At 41.9% G+C, this 22619-nt stretch carries 13 protein-coding genes and 1 pseudogene; 4 read left to right on the plus strand and 10 right to left on the minus strand.

Translation table 11 applies throughout. The features are described from left to right. Window positions 1-195 precede the first annotated feature (195 nt). Window positions 196-4467: a 2-hydroxyacyl-CoA dehydratase gene (locus tag FYJ75_RS07445; RefSeq protein ID WP_154429830.1), complete on the plus strand. Its 4272-nt coding sequence runs from the start codon at window positions 196-198 to the stop codon at window positions 4465-4467. A 113-nt stretch (window positions 4468-4580) separates the two neighbouring features. Here FYJ75_RS07445 and FYJ75_RS07450 read toward each other — a convergent pair. The 4 genes and pseudogenes from FYJ75_RS07450 to pdxR form a co-directional block, all read right to left on the minus strand. Next, window positions 4581-5017, minus strand: a pseudogene (locus FYJ75_RS07450) (flavodoxin). Window positions 5018-5095: 78 nt separating this feature from the next. After that, the gene (locus FYJ75_RS07455; protein ID WP_154429831.1) at window positions 5096-5713 is read right to left on the minus strand and encodes a DUF3793 family protein; all 618 of its coding nucleotides are present in this window, start codon (window positions 5711-5713) and stop codon (window positions 5096-5098) included. Between the two features lie 182 nt (window positions 5714-5895). Then, window positions 5896-6363 carry a hypothetical protein gene (locus FYJ75_RS07460; protein ID WP_235907030.1) on the minus strand — a complete coding sequence of 156 codons (468 nt, stop codon included), beginning with the start codon at window positions 6361-6363 and terminating at the stop codon, window positions 5896-5898. 87 nt (window positions 6364-6450) lie between these two features. Then, a complete protein-coding gene (pdxR, locus tag FYJ75_RS07465) occupies window positions 6451-7878 on the minus strand; it encodes a MocR-like pyridoxine biosynthesis transcription factor PdxR (RefSeq protein ID WP_154429832.1) in 1428 nt (475 codons plus the stop codon). Between the two features lie 136 nt (window positions 7879-8014). Here pdxR and pdxS point away from each other — a divergent pair, with 136 nt between their 5' ends. After that, complete coding sequence (pdxS, locus tag FYJ75_RS07470) at window positions 8015-8893, plus strand: pyridoxal 5'-phosphate synthase lyase subunit PdxS (RefSeq protein ID WP_154429833.1); 879 nt, start codon at window positions 8015-8017, stop codon at window positions 8891-8893. Continuing rightward, on the plus strand, window positions 8893-9468 hold the full coding sequence (gene pdxT, locus FYJ75_RS07475) for a pyridoxal 5'-phosphate synthase glutaminase subunit PdxT (protein WP_154429834.1): 576 nt from the start codon (window positions 8893-8895) through the stop codon (window positions 9466-9468). Before pdxS ends, pdxT begins: the two co-directional genes overlap by 1 nt. Before the next feature lie 75 nt (window positions 9469-9543). On the opposite strand, the gene FYJ75_RS07480 is transcribed toward pdxT, so the two are convergent. The 5 genes from FYJ75_RS07480 to FYJ75_RS07500 all read right to left on the minus strand — a co-directional run bounded on the left by FYJ75_RS07480 (window position 9544) and on the right by FYJ75_RS07500 (window position 19687). Continuing rightward, window positions 9544-13674 carry a glycosyl hydrolase gene (locus tag FYJ75_RS07480; RefSeq protein WP_154429835.1) on the minus strand — a complete coding sequence of 1377 codons (4131 nt, stop codon included), beginning with the start codon at window positions 13672-13674 and terminating at the stop codon, window positions 9544-9546. A 285-nt stretch (window positions 13675-13959) separates the two neighbouring features. After that, window positions 13960-16056, minus strand: a complete 2097-nt coding sequence (locus FYJ75_RS07485) for a putative bifunctional diguanylate cyclase/phosphodiesterase (protein ID WP_154429836.1) — start codon at window positions 16054-16056, stop codon at window positions 13960-13962. 34 nt (window positions 16057-16090) lie between these two features. Next, on the minus strand, window positions 16091-18583 hold the full coding sequence (locus tag FYJ75_RS14650) for a methyl-accepting chemotaxis protein (protein ID WP_154429837.1): 2493 nt from the start codon (window positions 18581-18583) through the stop codon (window positions 16091-16093). Window positions 18584-18712: 129 nt separating this feature from the next. Next, a complete protein-coding gene (locus FYJ75_RS07495) occupies window positions 18713-19150 on the minus strand; it encodes a transcriptional repressor (RefSeq protein WP_154429838.1) in 438 nt (145 codons plus the stop codon). Window positions 19151-19297: 147 nt separating this feature from the next. Then, the gene (locus tag FYJ75_RS07500; RefSeq protein ID WP_154429839.1) at window positions 19298-19687 is read right to left on the minus strand and encodes a thioesterase family protein; all 390 of its coding nucleotides are present in this window, start codon (window positions 19685-19687) and stop codon (window positions 19298-19300) included. A gap of 293 nt (window positions 19688-19980) precedes the next feature. Here FYJ75_RS07500 and htpG point away from each other — a divergent pair, with 293 nt between their 5' ends. Then, on the plus strand, window positions 19981-22062 hold the full coding sequence (htpG, locus tag FYJ75_RS07505; RefSeq protein WP_154429840.1) for a molecular chaperone HtpG: 2082 nt from the start codon (window positions 19981-19983) through the stop codon (window positions 22060-22062). A gap of 26 nt (window positions 22063-22088) precedes the next feature. Here htpG and FYJ75_RS07510 read toward each other — a convergent pair whose 3' ends face one another. After that, entirely contained in the window at window positions 22089-22616 is a 528-nt protein-coding gene (locus tag FYJ75_RS07510; RefSeq protein WP_154429841.1) for a phosphatase PAP2 family protein, read from the minus strand. Window positions 22617-22619 lie beyond the last annotated feature (3 nt).

Consider the following 22619-nt stretch of genomic DNA (forward strand, 5'->3'; position numbering starts at 1 on the left):
TATTATATCGACTTCTCCCCTCAATTGTCAACGCAGCAGCACATTCTTCATAAAATGTTTAGAAACCCCGTATTGTTTTTTGCATTTTCCTATCGTATAATGTAAGGAGTTTGCTTATAACATATAATAAGTAGAAAAGCATAAAAGATACTATTACGATACAAGTACTTTCCAGGAAGTACAACGGAGGATAATATGGAAAACAATACGTTACACAAATTGGGTATTGACATTGGTTCAACAACCGTAAAAGTTGCAGTACTGGATGATAAAGACGAACTGCTTTTTTCCGATTACGAACGTCACTTTGCCAATATCAGGGAAACTCTTTCTTCCCTTTTACAAAAAGCCTTTGATGCACTCGGCGATCGTAAAGTTGCACCAATGATCACCGGATCTGGTGGATTGACCCTTGCCAAGCATCTGAATGTTCCATTTGTTCAGGAGGTAATTTCCGTATCTACCGCATTACAGCATTATGCTCCGCAGACAGATGTTGCCATCGAGCTTGGTGGCGAAGATGCAAAGATCATCTATTTTGAAGGTGGCAATGTAGAACAGCGTATGAACGGAATCTGTGCCGGTGGAACCGGTTCCTTTATCGATCAGATGGCATCCCTGATTCAGACAGACGCAACCGGTCTGAACGAATATGCCAAAAACTATAAAGCGATCTATCCGATTGCAGCCCGCTGTGGTGTATTTGCCAAAACAGATATCCAGCCACTGATCAACGAAGGCGCAACCCGCGAAGATTTATCTGCCTCCATTTTCCAGGCAGTTGTAAATCAGACAATCAGTGGACTTGCCTGTGGTAAACCAATCCGTGGCCATGTCGCATTTCTTGGAGGACCTCTGCATTTCCTCGACCAGTTAAAAGCCGCATTTATCCGCACTTTGAATCTGGACGACGAGCATGCGATCACCCCTGAGAATTCCCACCTGTTTGCAGCAATTGGTTCTGCCTTGAATTATAAGGAAGATCATGTCACAACACTTTCTGATCTTGTGAACAAGCTTTCTTCCGATATACATATGGAATTCGAAGTTGCCCGTATGGAACCTCTTTTTGCCGATCAGGCTGCTTATGATGAATTTACCAGACGGCATCAGAATAACCATGTAAAAACTGCAGATCTTTCCACCTACGAAGGTAACTGTTACCTTGGAATTGATGCCGGTTCTACCACAACCAAAATCGCACTGGTCAGTGAGTCCGGCGACCTTTTATATTCGTTTTACAGCAACAACAACGGAAGCCCGCTTGCAACTGCGATCCGTTCTATCCAGGAAATCTACTCCCTTCTTCCAGAGAAGGCTCATATTGTACATTCCTGCTCTACCGGCTACGGAGAAGCTTTGTTAAAAGCAGCTTTAATGCTGGATGAAGGAGAAGTTGAGACGGTTGCACATTATTATGCGGCTGCATTCTTTGACCCTAAGGTAGACTGTATCTTAGACATCGGTGGTCAGGATATGAAATGTATCAAGATCAAAAATCACACCGTTGACTCTGTACAGTTAAACGAAGCATGCTCTTCCGGCTGTGGTTCCTTTATCGAAACGTTTGCAAAATCATTGAATTTCTCTGTTCAGGACTTTGCAAAAGAAGCATTATTTGCAAAAAACCCGATCGACCTCGGAACACGATGCACCGTATTTATGAACTCCAAAGTTAAACAGGCACAGAAGGAAGGAGCAACCGTTTCCGATATTTCCGCAGGTCTTGCATATTCTGTAATTAAAAATGCATTATATAAGGTAATCAAATTATCCGATGCGAAGGATCTTGGTGAAAATATCGTTGTCCAGGGTGGAACTTTCTATAACGATGCGGTTTTGCGAAGCTTTGAAAAAATTGCCGGTGTACACGCTACCCGTCCGGACATTGCCGGAATCATGGGTGCATTCGGTTGTGCTCTGATTGCAAGAGAACGTCATGAGGAAGGCTATCAGACAACAATGCTTACCATTGATCAGATCAATCAGCTGACCTATGAAACCAAACTTGCAAGATGTCAGGGATGTACCAACCACTGTCTGCTCACGATCAACAAATTCTCTGACAACAGACAGTACATCACCGGAAACCGTTGTGAACGCGGTCTTGGAAAAGAAAAAAATAAAGAAAACATTCCAAACCTGTTTGAATATAAAAACAAGCGTATTTTTGACTATAAACCGCTTTCCAAAGAAGAGGCAAAACGTGGAACCGTTGGTCTTCCAAGAGTACTGAATATGTACGAGAACTTCCCATTCTGGGCTACATTCTTTACAAAACTTGGATTCCGTTTCGTACTCTCACCACAGTCCACTCGTAAAATTTATGAACTCGGAATCGAGTCCATTCCAAGTGAATCGGAATGTTATCCGGCCAAACTTGCACATGGTCATGTTTCCTGGCTCATCCATCAGAATGTAGATTTTATTTTCTATCCGGCAATTCCATATGAACGCAAGGAATTCCCGGATGCAAACAACCATTACAACTGTCCGATCGTTACCTCATACTCTGAGAACATCAAAAATAATGTGGATGAGATCACCTCCGGACAGATGCGTTTCCTGAATCCATTTATGGCTTTTACAAACGAAGAAACACTCTCCCAACAGCTTGTGGCATGTTTCACAAAAGAATTCGGCATTCCGGAAAGTGAAATCCGCAATGCAGTATCCGATGCATGGAAAGAGCTTGAAGTCGTACGTCTGGAAGTCCGCCAGAAAGGGGAAGAAGTCTTAAAATATATGGAAGAGACTGGAAAACGTGGTATCGTGCTTGCAGGCCGTCCATACCATGTTGACCCGGAAATCAACCACGGTATTCCGGAACTGATCAATTCCTATGGAATCTGTGTTCTGACCGAAGATTCTGTATCACATTTAGGTAATGTAGAACGTCCTCTTATCGTTATGGATCAGTGGATGTACCATTCACGCCTTTATGCGGCAGCAAACTTTGTAAAAACAAGAGATGATCTTGACCTCATCCAGTTAAATTCCTTCGGATGTGGTCTGGATGCTGTTACAACCGATTGCGTAAATGATATTTTATCCGGTTCCGGCAAAATCTATACCTGCCTGAAGATTGATGAAGTCAACAACCTTGGTGCTGCAAGAATCCGTATACGTTCTCTTCTTTCTGCCATCCGTGTCAGAGAAAAGAAACACGAAAAACGCACGATCAAACCTTCGAATTATGAGCGTGTAATATTCACAGAAGAAATGAAAAAAGCAGGATATACGATCATCTGTCCACAGATGTCTCCAATCCACTTTGAACTTCTTCTTCCTGCTTTCCAGGCTGCCGGTTATCATTTATCCATCCCGGATATCCCGGCAAGAGAATGTGTGGACGTCGGATTAAAATACGTAAATAACGATGCCTGCTACCCTTCCCTGATCGTTGTCGGTCAGATTATGGCTGCTGTCATGTCCGGTAAATATGATATGAATAAAACAGCAATCCTGATCTCCCAGACAGGTGGCGGATGCCGTGCGACAAACTACATCGGTTTTATCCGCCGTGCCCTGATTAAGGCCGGATATCCGGATGTTCCGGTTATCTCGATCAATATGGTAGGACTTGAGAAAAACCCTGGATTCACCTTCACGCCAAAGCTGATCCAGCATGGACTTTATGCACTTGAATTCGGAGATATCTTCATGCGTTGTCTGTACCGCGTAAGACCATACGAAGCAGTACCAGGATCTGCCAATGCACTGCACGAAAAATGGAAAAAGAAAGTAATTGAATTTGTCTCACAGGATAAAATTCTTTCTCACAGAACTTACCGTAAGATGTGCCGTGAGATCATCCGTGACTTTGACAATCTGCCAATGCTCGATATCAAAAAGCCTCGTGTCGGTGTTGTCGGTGAGATCCTCGTTAAATTCCATCCGGTAGCAAACAACTACGTTGTTGACCTTTTGGAATCCGAGGGAGCGGAAGCAGTCGTTCCGGATCTTACAGACTTCCTGCTCTACTGCTGTTACAACCAGAACTTTAAAACAGATTATCTTGGTGATTCCAAGAAAGCGAAACGCATAAATAATCTGTTAATCAAATTCTTTGAATGGCTTAGAAAAGATGCACGTGATGAACTTGCAAAGAGTAAACATTTTGAACCGACTGCCTACATCCAGGATACCGCAGAATCCGCCAAACATATTGTTTCCATCGGAAACCAGACTGGTGAAGGCTGGTTCCTGACCGGTGAAATGATCGAACTCATCCACCAGGGAGCAACCAATATTATCTGCGCACAGCCATTTGCATGTCTGCCAAACCACATTGTTGGTAAGGGTGTTATCAAAGAACTGCGCCATGAATATCCAACTGCCAATATTGTTGCGATTGACTATGATCCAGGTGCATCCGAAGTTAACCAGCTGAACCGAATCAAGCTGATGCTTTCTACTGCACAGAAAAACCTGAAAAAAGAACTTGAATCCGGACAGCACAACTAATACATAGCAAGAAGCCCTGGTATGGCGACCAGGGTTTCTTTTGATTTACACTTTATTTATTTAAGGATTTAACTATGGCATAACGTTTTAAAGCGAACGTTATCAAACTTTATTTATGCATTTGCTGCAAGCTGCTTACCTAAGTTTTCGCAATCAGCCAATACATCGCTATCCGGTGTTTCATTGCAGATCAGACCTTCTCCGTTTAATACGGTTGCGCCCGCACTGCTCATGCGGTCTACCCAGTCTCTCATCCACTGTCCGTCGCCCCATCCATAAGAGCCAAACAGAGCAATGGTCTTGCCTGAAACATAAGCGCCTCTAATTCAGTTACAAAAGGCTCCATCTCGCCTTCTTCGAGAACTTCTGCGCCCATTGCCGGGCAGCCAAGTGCGAAGGCTTTTTCATTTTTCAGTTCGTCAATTGAAGCGCTGCTTACGTCGATGACGTCTGCTTCCTGTCCCGCTGCAGTAATTCCAGCACCAACAGCTTCCGCCATTGCCTGTGTATTTCCTGACTGTGACCAATATACAACACTCACTTTACTCATCCTGTGATGATCTCCTTTCCAATGATCTTCATTTATATCATACCTTATCACTGGGAATTTTCCGTTTGATATACAACATTACACAGCTTTTTTTAACAGATCGTTCCCATAATAATGTCTGATAATCTCTTCCATATGAATTCCGGATGCAAGCAGTTGTATCAGTGTCTCTTTTGCAGTCTCATACTGCTCAAAAAGGCGTTTTTTTGCTTCCACATCCTGATACACTTTCCAGTAGCCGGAATACAGATATTGTTCACCTGCGTGATCAATAAAACCACGAACATCCTCGATGGGATAACCCAAAAGCAATCCCATCTCATGAGGAAATGTCTGTTCTCTGGTCATATATGAATGATAGCGAATCTGAAATGTTCTCAAAATGTATCCAAGTCCGAACTCTTTATATCCTTCTCTTTGAAAAAAATTACGGATATCTGTTCTGTTTATGTACTCTTCCAGCAGGTTTCTTCGAAAAAGAAGGAAGGTAATCCGATCTTCTAATTTCAACAGGCGGTAGAAACAAATGCCGGTATGCATAAGCACAGCTCGCAGGACTTTCTCATTTTCAGCAGGAATAATCAAAAGGTTCGAAATTTTTATACCGGTAATCAGTGGGGCACACTGTAATGCCAGCTGGGTCTCAATGCTCTTTCGATCCATTCCTTTCACAATTTCAAAAACTTCCTGACACATATGATCTCCTTAATTCGTGTGGTTAGTTATTTCTAACTTGTGTTTATAATACCTAATTTGTCATTTCGCGTCAAGAGGTGTTAGTGAGACTATGTATCATTAAGTTTATTTATAAAGCTCTGTATATGTAAAAACAGGGTGTGATCCCAAAAATCACACCCTGTCCGCAGACATTATATTTTCTAATTTTCTTCTTTCTTTGCTTCACGTTTTGCGATCATGGAATCGTAATTTGACATCAGCAGGTTCAGACCAAAACCAACGATCAGCGCCCATGCAGATCCTTTAAACGCAAGTACTGCTGCCATGATTGCTGCAATACTCTTGTCCGTCGCACTCTTACAATACTCCATACCAATCCTTGCACATACATAAGCCTGGAACAGCAATGTGATTCCGGATCCTACCGGGACTACCGGATTCATAAAGGAAACCACCGGAACAATGATCACACTGATAAATGTAGCAAGGCGGAAAGAAGCCATTCCACCCATCAGCGATTTCATTGCTTCTTTTCCCTCTTTATAACGGACGGCAACCGATACCGTCATACCAACCCATAATGGACCGGAAAGTGGAGGGAAAGGTGCAAATATCGCAAGAATCAGATTGCGAAGTCCACTGATGATATTCGATCTGTGGCGCAGCAAGCTCCCTGAGAATTCTGGACAACAGCGTCACACATATCAAAGCCTTTGGCTCTGGCGACGGAAAAAAAGAACGCATTCCCCCCCTGTTTACTTTGTAATGATCTCGTATAATATGGCAACGATCCGGTCAATGTGCTCCAGATCGATTGAAGCATAGTTCATAACAAACGTGTTGTCTTCCAATACTTTCCTTGTCCCCGCATGGTAATAATCAGACACCGGAACCATGCGGATTCCTCTTGTTTTTGCCAGCTGGACGATCTCCGACTCTTTTTTGCCGGTCATAATATGCATCAGAAAATGGATTCCGGTCTCTTCTCCAGATATCGAGATCAGCTTTCCAAGACTGCTTTGCTGGAAAGCCTGGAGAATCTGATCCCTTTTATTCTGATAATAATTCCGCAACCGGTTAATGTGCTTTTCAAAACTTCCATTTTCGATAAACCTTGCCAGCGTATACTGCTCAAAGTTTGAAACTGTACAGGAATAAAACGAAAGCTGCTCATAAAATTCTCTGGTCAGCGACTGCGGCAGTACCATATAACTGATTCGCACAGTGGATGCAAGCGTCTTGGAAAAAGTATTCATATAGATCACCTTTCCCGCTACGTCAATACTCTGAAGCGTCGGAATCGGCTTTCCCGTCAGCCGCAGTTCACTGTCATAGTCATCCTCGATAATATAGCGCTCCTGTTTTTTGGCAGCCCATCCAAGAAGCTCATATCTTCTGCTGATCGGCATGACAATTCCGGTCGGGAAGTGATGGGATGGTGAAATGTGTACAATATCAGCGCCTTCCTGTTCCAGTTTTTCCACCGAAATCCCTTCAGCGTCCATATCAATATACCTGCATGCCACTTTCATACTCTCGTAGACTTTTGCAATCTTAAGATATCCAGGATTCTCTACCGCATAGACTCTTCTGTTTCCAAGCAGCTGGATCAAAAGACCATACAGATATTCTGTTCCGGCTCCGACAATGATCTGTTCCGGTTTTACGTCCATACCGCGAAAATCCTTCAAATAAACCGCAATCGATTCACGAAGTTCCCGGATTCCCCCGCACGGTGAATTTGTCATCAGTTCGATTCTGCTGTCACTGAGCACCTCCCGGATTGTCTTCGTCCATATGGTAAAAGGGAAAATGTCACTGTCCGTCTGATTGCTGGAAAAATCTGCAAGATACCCCTGTGTCATTTTTTCGGTTCTCTTTGTTTTTACAGATTTTGTCTTTTTTCTTTCTCCTGACACATCAAGACCTGAAAGTGCATATTTCAGATCCGAAACGTAAAATCCCTTTTTTACAACTGAATAAATATATCCTTCTGCCCTCAGCTGTTCATAAGCGCCTTCTACCGTAATGACACTTATACCCAGATTTTTTGCAAATGTACGCTTCGATGGAAGCTTTGTACCTGCCAGCAGATTCCCCGTTACAATATCATCCCTGATACATTTATATAAATATTCATATAGAGAATCTGACCCTATATTTTCAAAACTGTACGTTAACATTTCTTTTTAATCTCCAAATCTGGTATTACTGAATATATTTATTTTGACCATTTATCCAAGGTCACACATTCATTATAATCATAGCCATATCAAAAGTAAAGAAAATCCCGCAGGATTTAAAGGAGGAAACCTATTTATGGAAAATACAGAAAGATACCAGTTAAACAAACAGCTCGCACAGATGTTAAAAGGCGGTGTCATCATGGATGTTACCACTCCGGAACAGGCCAAAATCGCAGAAGCAGCCGGTGCCTGTGCTGTTATGGCTCTTGAACGCATCCCTGCAGATATCCGTGCCGCCGGTGGTGTATCAAGAATGAGCGATCCAAAAATGATCCGTGGAATTCAGGATGCTGTATCCATCCCGGTCATGGCCAAATGCCGAATCGGTCACTTCGTTGAAGCGCAGATCCTTGAGAGCATCGAGATCGACTATATCGATGAAAGTGAAGTATTATCTCCAGCCGATGATGTATACCATATCAACAAACGAAACTTTAAAGTTCCTTTCGTCTGTGGTGCCAAAGATCTTGGCGAAGCACTCCGCAGAATCAACGAAGGGGCTTCGATGATCCGTACCAAAGGAGAACCTGGAACCGGAGATATTATCCAGGCAGTCCGCCATATGCGAAAAATGAACAGCGAAATCGCACGTCTTACAAGCATGCGCGAAGATGAATTATTTGAGGCAGCCAAACAGCTTCAGGTTCCTTATGAGCTTGTTTCATATGTTCACTCCAACGGGCGTCTCCCGGTTGTAAACTTTGCTGCCGGCGGTGTTGCTACCCCTGCTGATGCCGCACTGATGATGCAGCTTGGTGCCGAAGGTGTCTTTGTAGGCTCCGGTATCTTCAAATCCGGAAACCCGGAAAAACGTGCAAATGCCATCGTAAAATCCGTAACCAACTATACCGATGCCGATATGATTGCAAAATTATCCGAAGATCTCGGCGAAGCTATGGTTGGAATCAATGAGCAGGAAATCTCTCTGATCATGGCAGAAAGGGGCATCTAATGCGAATTGGAATTCTTGCGGTACAAGGGGCTTTTGCCGAACATGAAAAAGTTTTGGAACAGTTAAATATTCCATACATTGAACTTCGCAAAGCAGAAGATCTGGATACTCCCTATGACGGGCTGATCTTTCCCGGTGGCGAAAGCACGGTTCAGGGCAAATTATTAAAAGAACTGGGTATGTTTGATAAGATCCATGCACAGCTTTTAGATGGTATGCCGGTTCTTGCGACCTGTGCCGGCATGATTCTTCTTGCCTCTTCGCTCGACAACGACACACACCATTACTTTGGAACACTTCCGATCTCTGTAAAACGTAACGCCTACGGACGGCAGCTTGGAAGCTTTCATACGATATCCGAATGCAAAGGACTCGGTGATATTCCAATGACATTCATCCGTGCCCCATATGTTTCATCCGTTGATGATTCCGTCGATGTACTTTCTGTTGTCGATTCCCATATTGTTGCCGTACAATATGAGAATCAGCTGGCAATGTCCTTCCATCCGGAACTGGATGATGACCTTCGCATTCACCAGAGATTTCTTGAACTTGTACAAAATCATGCATCCTGAATGCTTTAAACGGTCTGATACAACGCCAAAACCCCGACAGCCATTTTGACTGCCGGGGTTTTTATATTTTCCGGATTAATTATTATTTTCCGTTTCTCCTTTTTTCCGTCTGGTACAGCTGATTGCTGCCATGCCTGCGATTCCGCAGAAACACCAGAAGCTGATTGGAGCATGATCTCCTGTATCCGGAGTTGTCTTTGCCTTCTGATCGGTAATTCCAGCCGGAAGTTTTGTATCTGTCACAATATAGTCCGAACAATGTGTCATGGAAAAAGTCACCTGTCCGCCTTCAATTGTAGATGCATCCACATATTCAAAATATCCTTTTTCTGCATTGTAATAATATAAATACAATGTTGCATGATCTGCAAATCCTGCCTCTGCAAGAGAAAGTGTCACCTTCGCTGTTCCTGGAAGCGCTCCGTTATGCGCAAAGGAAACCGTGATATATTTCATTTTATCCGGGAGTGATGCCTTCTTTAACAGGTCTTTTACTCCCTTTATTTCCACGCCTGTCTTTACCATTGGATTAAAATCCATTTCTGTATCAATTCTGTCAAATGCCCATCTGACTGATATGCCGGCTTTTGATTCTAAAATCAACCGGATTCCTTTTTCCTTTGCTTTTACTAAAACAGCACGGGATACGACTTCCCCGTCTGGAACTGTTTTCGTTACCACATCCCCGGAAGCGGCTGCCTCGATATCTGCAAGCAGCTGTTTTTCAAAACTTACCGTTTCCTCTCCAGGTCCTGCAGTCTCAGAAGATGTACTTTCTGCTCCCTTACTCTCTCCTGTTCCCGGTGTTTTTCCAGATTCTGGTGTCGGTGTTGGTGCCGGGTCTGGAGTCGGAACTGGATCTGGCTTCGGTGTTGGATCTGGCGTTGGTGTCGGATCCGGTGTAGTTTCTGTAATCGCCGGAGTTCCGATTGCATTGTCCGTAAGAATCAGCTGATCCTCATTTTTCATAGCAATCTGTTCATCCGTAATCGTTACAGCACGGATTGCATCAAAATAGATCGTAGAATCAATGTTCACACCTGTTCCGGCCGGATAGGAATTACACCAGATCGCGAACTTGGTAATATTCGATGTATCTAACGTACCACCCTGTTTTCCTTTAAATGCACTGAATGGAACTGTTACAAACTGTGCTTTTGTGCCTTTCACAAAGTTTGTGAGGTAAACTTCAAATTCTTCGCCGGAGCCATCCGTTAACTGTACAACAAGCTTCTGTCCATTTCCGTCCGGCTGCACCCACATCTGAAGTGCATTATAAGCAGAGAAATCATGATTGGACAATTCGGTTTTAATTCGTCCTGTCCATACTTCTTTTCCATCTGTTTTTAATTTGTAATGGAATGCGCCTCCATATGTGCCATTTACTTTATGGTCAGCATCCAATGTAAAGGAAGATTCACATCCAGCTGCTGAATTCGCAGTATAACCTGCATCTAAAAGTCCGTCACTTCCAGAATAATAGTCAAAGTCCTCTACGACATTTTTAGGTGCTTTTTCTTTTTCTTTTCCCAGACTGATATTTTCAACTGTCGATAAAATCTGACCATCCGCCTTCAAAGAAATCTGTGCAACATCCGTCTTTCCAACACGCTCCATATCCGCGGTTGTAAGCTTTGCCGTGTAAAGTTTTGAAACACTATTTTCGCTATCCTGTGAGGCTGCTTCCAGCTCGATCTGTTTTCCTGTTGCGGTATCACGGATCACAAAGCTTACCTTGGAAGCATTTTTCACATTTGCCGATAAAACAGTATCTGTTAAAAGTGTGTCCAGATCAAACGGAGCTGTCATATAGCCGTATACATTGGTAAAATTATGAACCGTTACCTGATCTGCCAGCGTCTTCACATTCTGATAAAAATTCGTTCCATCTCCAAATACAGAAGTAGAATCATTATAATAGCTGATAAAATCATTGATCATTTCCTGACCATATTCGGAATTGTATTTATATGGCACATAGAAATTGGTATCTCCAAAGTTTGCCCATACCAGATAATATGGCATGTGATTCTCTTTTGCAATATTGCTGACACTCTGATACCAGTTCGATCCGGACTTACCAGATGCGACCGGATTACCTTTTACAAGAAGTCCCTCATTATCGGAGCCGTTTGCTTTCATTACACGAACTCCGCACTCGGAGATTGCTGCAATCTTATTTCTTTTCTCTGCAATGGAAGAAACAACTTTACAGGTTTCATTCAGATGTGTGAAATAAGAATCATCCGGTTCTGCAGGGTAACTATTGTAATCATCATAATAATCAAATGCCAGAATATCGACATACTCATCTCCCGGATATCTGGTCAGATATTCATCTTTTGAGGTAAGCGGACCATTTGGCGAATATACATAAAGCATATTGTGCACGCCTTTTGCTTCCAGATAATCTCTGGTATAACGGTACAGACTCTTATAGCTTTCTACAGAGTTCGAAGATCCCCACCAGAACCAGGAACCGGTATTCTCATGAAGCGGACGGAAGATAACCGGGATACCGTCCTCTCCCAGCTGGTTGGCATAGTCTGCAATAATATCCAGATATGCATTAAACACCTCATTGTACTCTCCGCCTGTGAGAATCTTTTTCACACTGTCGTTACTGAGATCTTTTGCCTCAGCAAAGTCACATTCATGGAAGTCATAAGAGCCATCCGAATTCTTTTTGATCTTATCACTTGTAAAATTCGGCATATGTGTGGACAATGTGATCAATGCACCATTCTCTGCAGCTTTCTTACTGTATGCAACTGATTTTTCCAGTGCATCCGCAGAACTTGTTCCTCCGGCTTCAGAACCTGCAAGTGCAAGCGTATCAATTCCAAATACACCACTGACAGAACCGGTTATGTCATATACATCCCCAAGCTCTGCCGAAGGATTGACCGATTTGGAAACATCATTCTGATGTCCGAACAGAACCTGTCCGCTTGCGGAAAGCCCATTCAGATAAGAAGCAAGTGCCTTTGCACTGTCATCCGCATTCTCATCTGCAATGGTTACCGTTTTTGCTGCCTTTGTGATGTCTGCCTGGGTTCCATCCGGATTTACAGATTCTGTTATTTTTACATAATCAGCAGTCTCATCCATCTGTGATAAAGTCAGATTATCCAGATACACATCACCTTTAAAATTGCTGTTTGACCCGATAATTCCGATTGCCAGCTCCTTTAATGGTGCTTTCGATGGCGAAAATCCCATGGTTACCGTCACTTTCTGATAACCATTTGAAAGCTTCTCAGCATTTGAAGTATCAATTTCTGTATCCTTATTAATAATCCCATCGGAAAAGAACTTCAGCTTACTGATGTTCGATCCGCTTTCCGGATAGATCAGATCAATGCTGACCTGATTATACTGGGAAACATCCACGCCTGCATCAGGTGCAGTATATTTTACCTTTGCCTCGCTCCATCCTTCTGAACTGTTTGCAGTGTAATCAAGATTTACCTTTAACTGCTTATTTTCTGCATCATACAAAAGATCCGGCTGCGCATTGGCATCTCCACCATGCCAATACTGATACCCGGTCTCGCCCGACCAGTTATTCATCTGTGCCTCTTCTTCAAAATCAGAAAGCACAGTTGGCTCTTTTTCTTCGAGTTCCGGTGTGTCCTTCTCAACGTTCTCCACAGACACATTGTCAAATGTCAGTGTGCCCTTAAATCCAACACCCACGATCTCATAATCAATCTCCATGAGCTGATCCGGGGTCTTGTCTTTAAATTCTACTTCTGTATCTGCATAGTATTTTCCATCTTCACCCTTCTGGAATGCATTTCTGTCGAGATAAGGCCATGAATCGCCTGTTGTATACGTCCAGTCACTTCCAAGCTTTACAACACCCTGAAGCTTTATATGATTTCCATCTTGGGCAAGTGTCTGGTACGCAGTTTCATCGATCGATACCCTTCCCTTCAGCTTAAAATCTGCCAAAACGGATACATTCTGACCATTTGTATAGTCATATGTAAATGATGCTTTCCCATTCGCCCAGTCTTCTTCTGACAGCGCAGAGAAATCAATCTCATCTGTTTGTTTTGCCGCACTGCTCTCATAAATCGTGTTCTGTTCTGCAGCCATTACCGTTTCCTGTGTAAACGGTAATCCTCCCGGCGGTGTCAGCGATCCCATCATCGCAGCCGCCATAACGATTGCTACAATCTGTTTATTAATCCTTCTCATTTCCTTTAACCCTTTCTGAATCTCCTCGTATCTTAGTGCCCTCCCCCCTTTCCGACACTTTTTTATTCGAGTTAAATTAATTATATTTTCATTGTTTATTTAAGTCAATTGTACTTTAATTATGTTGTTTATTTTTGTTAATTATTACTTTATTTTATAGTTTTTAGTCTGTTTTTTAATCATTTAACTGGAGATTTTTAACAATGTCTTTAGTACTAAAATATAGAGCAAAAAAAAGCAGCTGCCTCATATTCATGAAGCAACTGCCCTGTTGTTTGATTTCTTTTATGCAAGAAGCCGTTCGAATTCTTCCTGTGGAAGTGGTTTCGAGAAATAAAATCCCTGTATAAAATCACAACCATAATCTCTTAAGAATTCAATCTGTTCTTCGGTTTCTACTCCTTCCGCAACAACCTTCATTCCAAGCCTGTGCGCCAGTTCAATAATCGAAATCAGGATATTATTATTCTTTTTACTTTTTCCAATCTTATGTACAAATCCCATATCCAGTTTAATGATATCGAATTCAAAATCACGTACTGTGCTGAAGGAAGAAAGTCCGCTGCCGAAATCATCCACCAGCATTTTCACACCATACTTTCGTAACTCCGTCAGAAATTTATTACCGGTTTCATTGATTTCCGCATATGCAGACTCTGTGATCTCATAACGGAAATTCTCTTTCGGAAGCTTTGATGTTTTTACATCATGGCGTATTTTATCCATGATGTTGTTATCCATAAGATCCATTCTGGAAAGGTTCACGGCAACCGGAACAATCCGTTTTCCCTCATGAAAACGTTTCTCCATAAATTCATGTACACGGCTGTTCACCAGCGTATCCAGTTTGGTTATATGGCCACTGTCCTCTAATGCCGGAATGAAATGCTTCGGAAGAACTACCTCGTCGTCTTTGGATATCCATCTGACAAGTGCCTCTGCAGAAACGATCTTTCTTGTCCAGACATCAAAAATCGGCTGGTAATATACGTGAAATTCATCATTTCTCAATGCATTTTCCAACTGTATCAATGCTATACTGCGCTGCTCATACTCTTTTCGCATATCGCCGTTAAATACAGCATATGGCTGGACATACTGATTGGCAATATATGTTTTTGCAAGCTTTGCACGGTCACACATATCTGACACGCTGAGACTGCAGTTCTCCGGAATATAATAAATACCACATCTTGCATAGATATCAATTCTCATATCATTGCGGTACAGAATTCCATGAAGGACTTCCGGGAGTCTGTCCAGTTCTACATTGTCAGCTTCTGTAAGTAGTGTAAAATGATCCGCCTCTACACGTCCGACCACCAGAGGCTTTAAATAACACGTCTGCAACGCATTCATTGCATCACACAGTACGTCATCTCCCACTTCATATCCAAACAGATCATTAATTGCTTTAAAACGCTGAATATTAAAATATAGGATTGCAAACCTCTTATCCGGATTGTTTTCAATAATCGCTTCTGCCTTCTGTGAAAATCCAGCCCGGTTTAATGCACCTGTAAGCGCATCTGTTTCCGACGCTTTCGTCATATCATCAACAACAAATAAAAGCAGTCTCCGCTTTTCATCAAACCAGTAATAAGTGTATCGCTCCACTTCATGGGCGGTATTGTGTACGGTAAACGAAAATTCGCCTGTCATTGACATATTGTCACTCAGATAATCCAACGATGTACAGCGTGCAAACTGTTCCCGGTCTTTTTCGAAAATACGCTGTCTGCACATTTCCTGTACAGATTCATTATAAGAAAGCACGGAGTCATCCGCCAGTTCCATTTCATCAAAATGATTGGATCTCATATATAAAATCTGTTGATCGAGTTCAATCAACCCCAAAGCTTTATAATCTGCCTGATAAAGAATATCCCGAATCTGCTCATCAACGTATTTGCGTGTATAATCTTCCCATGTTGCACATGCCTCAATATGACCGTTGGCAGGATTCTGGAACATATTTACATTCACGCGGTAACAACAGATACGGTTTCCTTTTTGAAAACGATGCTTTGTTCGCAGCTGCGGTTTTCCTTCCTGAAACGTCTGAATCAGATTGGTACGGGAAAATTCTCTGTTAAATTCATCCCTGCTTTCCTGATCAGGAATATAAGGATAGATATTTGCTTCCAGCCAACGATAAACTTCCTGTTCTGAAGTCTCAATGGTATTCCGCTCATATCCATCCCACAGAATCCGGATCAGCTGGTCCTGCGTTACATCAATATAAAGCGCACCAACCTGATCGGATCCTCCTGACATCAAAAAGTCTGTTCTTGCCTGATAGGTCTTCTCTGAATTCCACTGATTGTGAACAACGGAACTGCTATTGTTCTTTTTCTGACTATTCGTACCCGTCTGATTCATATACTCTTTCTCCCTTCAAGCGTCAGCATCCCAGTTATGAAATTCGGAAGAACTTCAGATCTGTTTCAAGCTTCTCAGCCATCTCTTTTAATTGTGCTGCCTTGTCTGCCAGATTTGTGATTACCTCATTCAATTCCAGCATAGATGCTGTTGTCTGCTCTGTAGAAGCAGCATTTTCTTCGGAAATCGAAGACAGATTTACGATAATTTCTTCTACCTTATTACGTGCATTATCACAAATCTCGGTACACTCTTTGATTGTTGTTGTCTTCTGATCCGACTCTGCAATACCATTCTCAAGAACATCGAATTTTTCCTGGGTTGCAACAAGTTTTTCCTGCTGTTCCTGTACGATCTGAGTTACCTCATCAACGATAGAAACCGTACGTTCTGCCTCATTTGTTAATTCTTCGATAATCTCTTTGATAATGTCAGCAGATGAGCTGGACTGTTCTGCCAGCTGCTGGATCTCTGTTGCAACGACTGCAAATCCTTTTCCTGCTTCTCCTGCTCTTGCAGCCTCAATGCTTGCATTTAAGGATAACAGATTGGTCTTATTGGCAATCGAAGTAATCAGTTCTGCTGCTTCACGAATCTTCTGAACAGACTCATTTGTTGTATATGTCTGCTGAACCACCTGTGCAAATGCTGTGGAAGTCTTTGCATTGGCATCGCTTAATTCTTTCATGAAACGTGCAGATTCGCTGCTTACCTGTTTCATTTCTTCTGATGTTTTTCCAAGATCATCAATATTCTCAACAATACTTTGGAATGCTGTAGCCATTTCCTCAATTTCGCTGGATGCAGTATCGATCTCTTTTGCCTGTGATGTTGCTCCATGCGCGATCTCTTCGACTGACTTTCCGATCTCGCCAGATGTCTCATTACTCTGCATTGCCATATGGTCAAGTTCTTCTCCGGACTGGTTTACGGTTGCAGAAATGTCCTGTACACTCCTCATGACATCCGTCAGTTTATCAAGAAATCCATTTACGTGAGCTCCAAAAGTAGAAAACTCATCTTTTCCTTTGTCATAAGCTTTTACTGTCAGGTTACCTTCTGTCATCTGAGAAAGTGTATCTTTAAATCTTCCAATGCTGACATTCATGGATCTGCTTACTGCAAGTGTGATCATAATGATTACGCCCATTCCAAGTACAAGAATGATTGCCATAACGACAACCAGCTGTGCTTTTGAAGCATCCGTATTCTTTTCGATACGCTGTCTTAAATCGGATGTGACATCACTTAATGTGCTTGATAATTTGGTATTATCCTGTTTCAGTGAAACAATCTGATTATCCATATCTGACATTGTCTGATATGCGTCCTGTTTGTCTTTGATCAGTTTCGCAATGTTTGCATTCTGATCACTGTCTGTAACGTAAATGTCCAGATTATCAGTAATGTCCTTAAACATTCCTGAAATTTTATCACTCTCATCCGCAATGTCTTTGCCCTCTACAACAAGACGACAGTATGCTGCAAATTCTGTATTCAGATCGGATAATGCCTGTGCAAAATCAAACTTCTCAGAAAATGCACATGCCATCTGGAAATCAGTTGGGGCAGATGAAGCATAAAGATCATAGGTTACGCTGTCATAGTCCTGCATTTCCACATCTTCCATTGGGAATTTCAGTGCGATTTCTTCCCATTTTGCATTGGCTGCTGTAAAAGTACCATCCAGGCAGACACTGTCTTTTCCATCATACTGCACAAGACTGAGACCATTTAATGCCTCGCCATAAGAACCGGAAAGATCTGCCTCTGTAAATTTTGTCAGATCAATGCTCAGGTCCTGATCTCCCTTATGGAATACGATATTATTGACATAAATCTTGTCATTGTACTCTACGCCTGTTCCACCAACTCTCACATAGAAGTACAATCTTTTTCCTTCTTTTGGAATGGCTGTATTATAGGTATTTTTCAGCATAGCGCTGTCTCCCACCTGTACATTCTGTGCACCATCCCCGATGTTTACCCATCCTCCATCGATCCAGGACTTATCATCTTTCACATCTGCAAATGCAGAACTCAGTTCTTCATCACCTGCAAGGAATTTCTGGTATTTTCCTGCGTCTTCCGTAAATCCTCTCTGTTTGCTCAGGTCAAGGATCTGTGAGTAATTATCCTTTGTCTGACCCAGAGAATCTTCCATCTCGGAAATATCCTTTGACCAGGAAAGACCGGCCTTTTTCTTTGCTGTCTGTGCATCGCTCTCCATGTCTCCAAGATTGGCAACGATCTTGTCCAGATAATCTGTATCCAGGTAATAGCAATATGATGTATCCAGTGCCTGATTCTCATTCTGTGACAGGTTCACCTGATTGATTTCCTTTAAAATATCGTTATTCCGGCTTGTCTTATTCAAAGCGGTAATTCCGGATACTCCAAGAATAAGTGCTGTTGCAACGGCAACTGTACTAATCAGAATGATTTTGCCTCTAATCCCTCCAAAAGCGGCAAAATTGAGTTTATTGGTGGTTTGAGTTTTTAGTTTCTTTTTCTCTTTCTTTCCCACAAATATTTCCCTTTCTTTCTCTATATATTATTCATTTTCATAGTTCTATTTTAGCACTTTATCCCTAGTTTTACCAGTCTTTCCTTCATTTTGTAAATAATTTGTAAAATAAAAGCGGAATATGTAATGCTATGCTTCCGCACACTGACACGGCATAGCCACTACATTTTTGATCTTCTGTCCACGCATATAACCGCATTTTTCCAGTCCTGCCTGAATAATCTGGTGCCACTGGATTGCTGAAAGTTCCACCACTGACTCGTCTTCAAGTTCAATGGTGCAGGCTTCCTTCACTTCACATTCCTCTCCACATGCAATCTTATACATATTCTTTCTGCTGATCGCACCGATCTCCTCTAAGGTGTTGATCATGCGGTACACCGTAGCCGTTCCAATCTTTGGATCTCTTTTGGAAGCCCGGTAATAAATTTCTTTACAGCAGGAGCAGTCTTCCTCAAGAATAATATCAAGAAGCATCTGTCTTTGCTTTGTAATCCTGCATCCCTCTTCCTTCAGTCTTTGTATGATCAGTTCCTTTTGCATCTGTGTTCTTCGATAATCCTGCATAACAACCTCTTTTCTGTCAAACTTCTATTTGCAACGTTGATAATTGTTTTCATCTACCGTAAGTTAGTATATTCTAACTCTTGTTAGAAGTCAATAACATTTTTGAGAAATTATTGCAATTTTATCAATAGAATGTCTCTTCCTTATTTATGCATTACGTTTTGCATCGGCTTTAGCCTGGAACTTATCCTCGAAAACAATAAAGCGTTCATGTTCGCCCTCACCGATCAGTCCACATTCATCATATGCTTTCACCGAAAACGTAAGCGCACGTCCATTGATCTTAATCAGTTCAGACTCGCATGTAACTTTCATTCCCACTGGTGTTGCTGCCACATGTTTTACATTGAGTGCAGTACCAACGGTACCGCTTCCAGGTTCCAGTTCTTTTTCCACACTTGTGTATGCGGTATTCTCCATAAGTGCGATCATTGCCGGTGTTGCAAAAACATCCATCGTTCCGCTTCCCATTGTTTTCGCGGTATTTTCCTGTGATACCACCAGTTCTTTTTTTCCTTTGATTCCTGTTTCTAACATTGTGTTCCTCCTTTAGTTCATAGCTTGTTTCTTATGCCATATCGTATCATTTTTCACAAAGGCTGTCCATATTTTCCAAGTTTATAAACTTTTCATAATTTCAGAAATGCCTTATTTTCAATGATTCCGCGTGTTTTGTTAGCACTCATTCAAAAAGAGTGCTGATTTTCTATTGACTTTTCCCAGAACTGGTAATATCATTTCAATTGATTCTAGTATATGATTCAAAATCAGATACGTTTCAGGAATGTGCCTGATGTCTGATTCAATTTATAATTAAAGGAGTTGTTGACATGAGTAACAAACATGGAAATCTTTCAATTGACAGCGATAATCTTTTCCCGATTATCAAGAAATGGTTATATTCTGACCATGACATTTTTTACCGTGAGTTAATTTCAAACGGCTGCGATGCGATCACCAAGCTGGCAAAGCTTGATATGATGGGTGAATATACACTTCCTTCTGATTACAAGGCAAAAATCCAGGTAATCGTGGATCCGGAAGAGAAAACTTTAAAATTCATCGACAATGGTCTCGGAATGACTGCAGATGAAGTTGAAGAATACATTAACCAGATTGCTTTCTCCGGCGCAACCGATTTCATCGAGAAATACAAAGATAAAGCAAATGACGACCAGATCATCGGACACTTTGGTCTTGGTTTCTACTCTGCTTTCATGGTTGCCGATGTTGTTACCATCGACACCCTCTCCTATAAAGAAGGTGCTACTCCGGTTCACTGGTCCTGTGATGGCGGAACCGAATTTGACATGACAGACGGAACCAAAAATACTGTCGGAACTGAGATCACGCTGTTCCTGAATGAAGACTGTCTCGAATTCGCCAACGAATACCGCGCACGCGAGGTTATTGAGAAATACTGCTCTTTCATGCCGACGGAGATCTATCTTTCCAAAGCAAATGCTCCGGAAGAATATGAAACCATCGATAAAGAGGACAAACTTGATACCGACACAGTAATCGAAGAGATTCACGAAGAAGCCAAAACAGAAGAGAAAGAAAATGAGAACGGCGAAAAAGAAACCGTTGAAGTTTCTCCTGCAAAAGATAAATTAAAAATCGTGAAACGTCCGGTACCGTTAAACGATACAAAACCTCTCTGGGCTAAAACTCCAAGTGAGTGTACCGACGATGAATACAAAGCTTTCTACCGTAAAGTATTTATGGATTACAAAGAGCCGTTATTCTGGATCCACCTGAATATGGATTATCCGTTCAATTTAAAAGGAATTCTGTATTTTCCGAAGATCAATACCGAATACGATTCCATCGAAGGAACCATCAAGCTTTACAATAATCAGGTATTTATCGCTGATAACATCAAAGAAGTTATTCCTGAATTCCTCATGCTGTTAAAAGGTGTGATTGATTGTCCGGATCTTCCTCTGAACGTTTCACGTAGTGCACTTCAGAACGACGGATTCGTTAAAAAGATTTCTGAATACATTACCAAAAAAGTTGCTGATAAACTAATCGGACTTTGCAAAACTGAGAAAGAAAGCTACGAAAAATACTGGGATGACATCAGCCCATTCATCAAATACGGCTGCTTAAAAGATGAGAAATTCTGTGATAAGATGAACGATTATATTCTGTTTAAGGATATCAACGGAAAATATCAGACACTTCCGGAACTCTTAAAACCAGTTGAGGAACCAGAAGATGCAAAAGAGACAGAATCTGATGTTGTCAATGCAGATGGCAGCGATGCTGCTCCAGAAGAGAAAAAAGACGACCGCGCGATCGTATATTATGTAACTGACTGCAACCAGCAGGGACAATACATCAATTTATTCAAAGAACAGGGTATGAATGCCGTTATCTTAGATCACAATATTGATACCTCATTTATCACTCAGTTGGAACAGCGCAATGACCATTATAAATTCATGCGTATTGATGCAGATCTTACCGAAAGCCTGAAATCCGATTCGGAAACTGATTATACCGAAGCTGCTTCTACTCTCTCTGATCTGTTTAAAAAGACATTAAACAATGACAAGCTCACTGTAAAAGTGGAAGCTCTGAAAAACGACGGAATCGCATCTGTGATCACACTTTCCGAAGAAGGACGCCGTATGCAGGATATGATGAGAATGTATGCTGCAAATGGTATGGGTGGTATGGATCCGAATATGTTTGCTGCCGACCAGACACTGACCTTAAATGCAAACAATGAACTCGTAAAATATATCCTTGAGCATAAAGATTCCGAGCATGTACCAATGTTCTGTGAACAGCTTTATGATCTTGCAATGCTCTCTAACCAGCCACTCTCTGTGGATGCCATGAGCAAATTCGTAAAAAGAAGCAACGACATTATGTTATTACTTACAAAAGAGAATGCATAAAACGCAACAAAAAAAGCAGAGCCCCATCAGGAGTTCTGCTTTTTTTGTATATAACGCTTTGTTAAATAATTTACAATCAATGCGGAGCCGATTCCGATTACCATTCCGACTAGCACATCCGTTGGGAAATGTACAAAATTATATAATCTTGAAAAAGCGATCAGAGATGCCAGAATAATCGCACAGATTCCCAGCTTTCTGTCATTGCAGAATATAGTCACCGCCGCTGTAAATCCGTTCATTGTATGTCCGGACGGAAATGAATAATCCAATGGACTTTTCACAAGCAGCGCGATCGATGGATCGATCCAGCACGGCCGGTCTCTTGCTACCAGATTCTTAAGGATCAGATTGCCGATAATAAAGGTAAGCAGCATTGCTGCAAACGTCTGAATCCCACATTTGCGATATTTCTTTGAAATCGTCATAACTGCGGCAACAATCAGCCAGAAAAGACCGATATTTCCCAGATCTGACAAATGCGCCATCCACCAGTCCAATACCGGGTTATGGATTTTCTGCAGCCCATATAATATGTCAAATTCCCATTCCATAAA

Origin of the sequence: Roseburia porci (assembly GCF_009695765.1) — a bacterium.
Classification (GTDB): Bacteria; Bacillota; Clostridia; order Lachnospirales; family Lachnospiraceae; genus Roseburia; species Roseburia porci.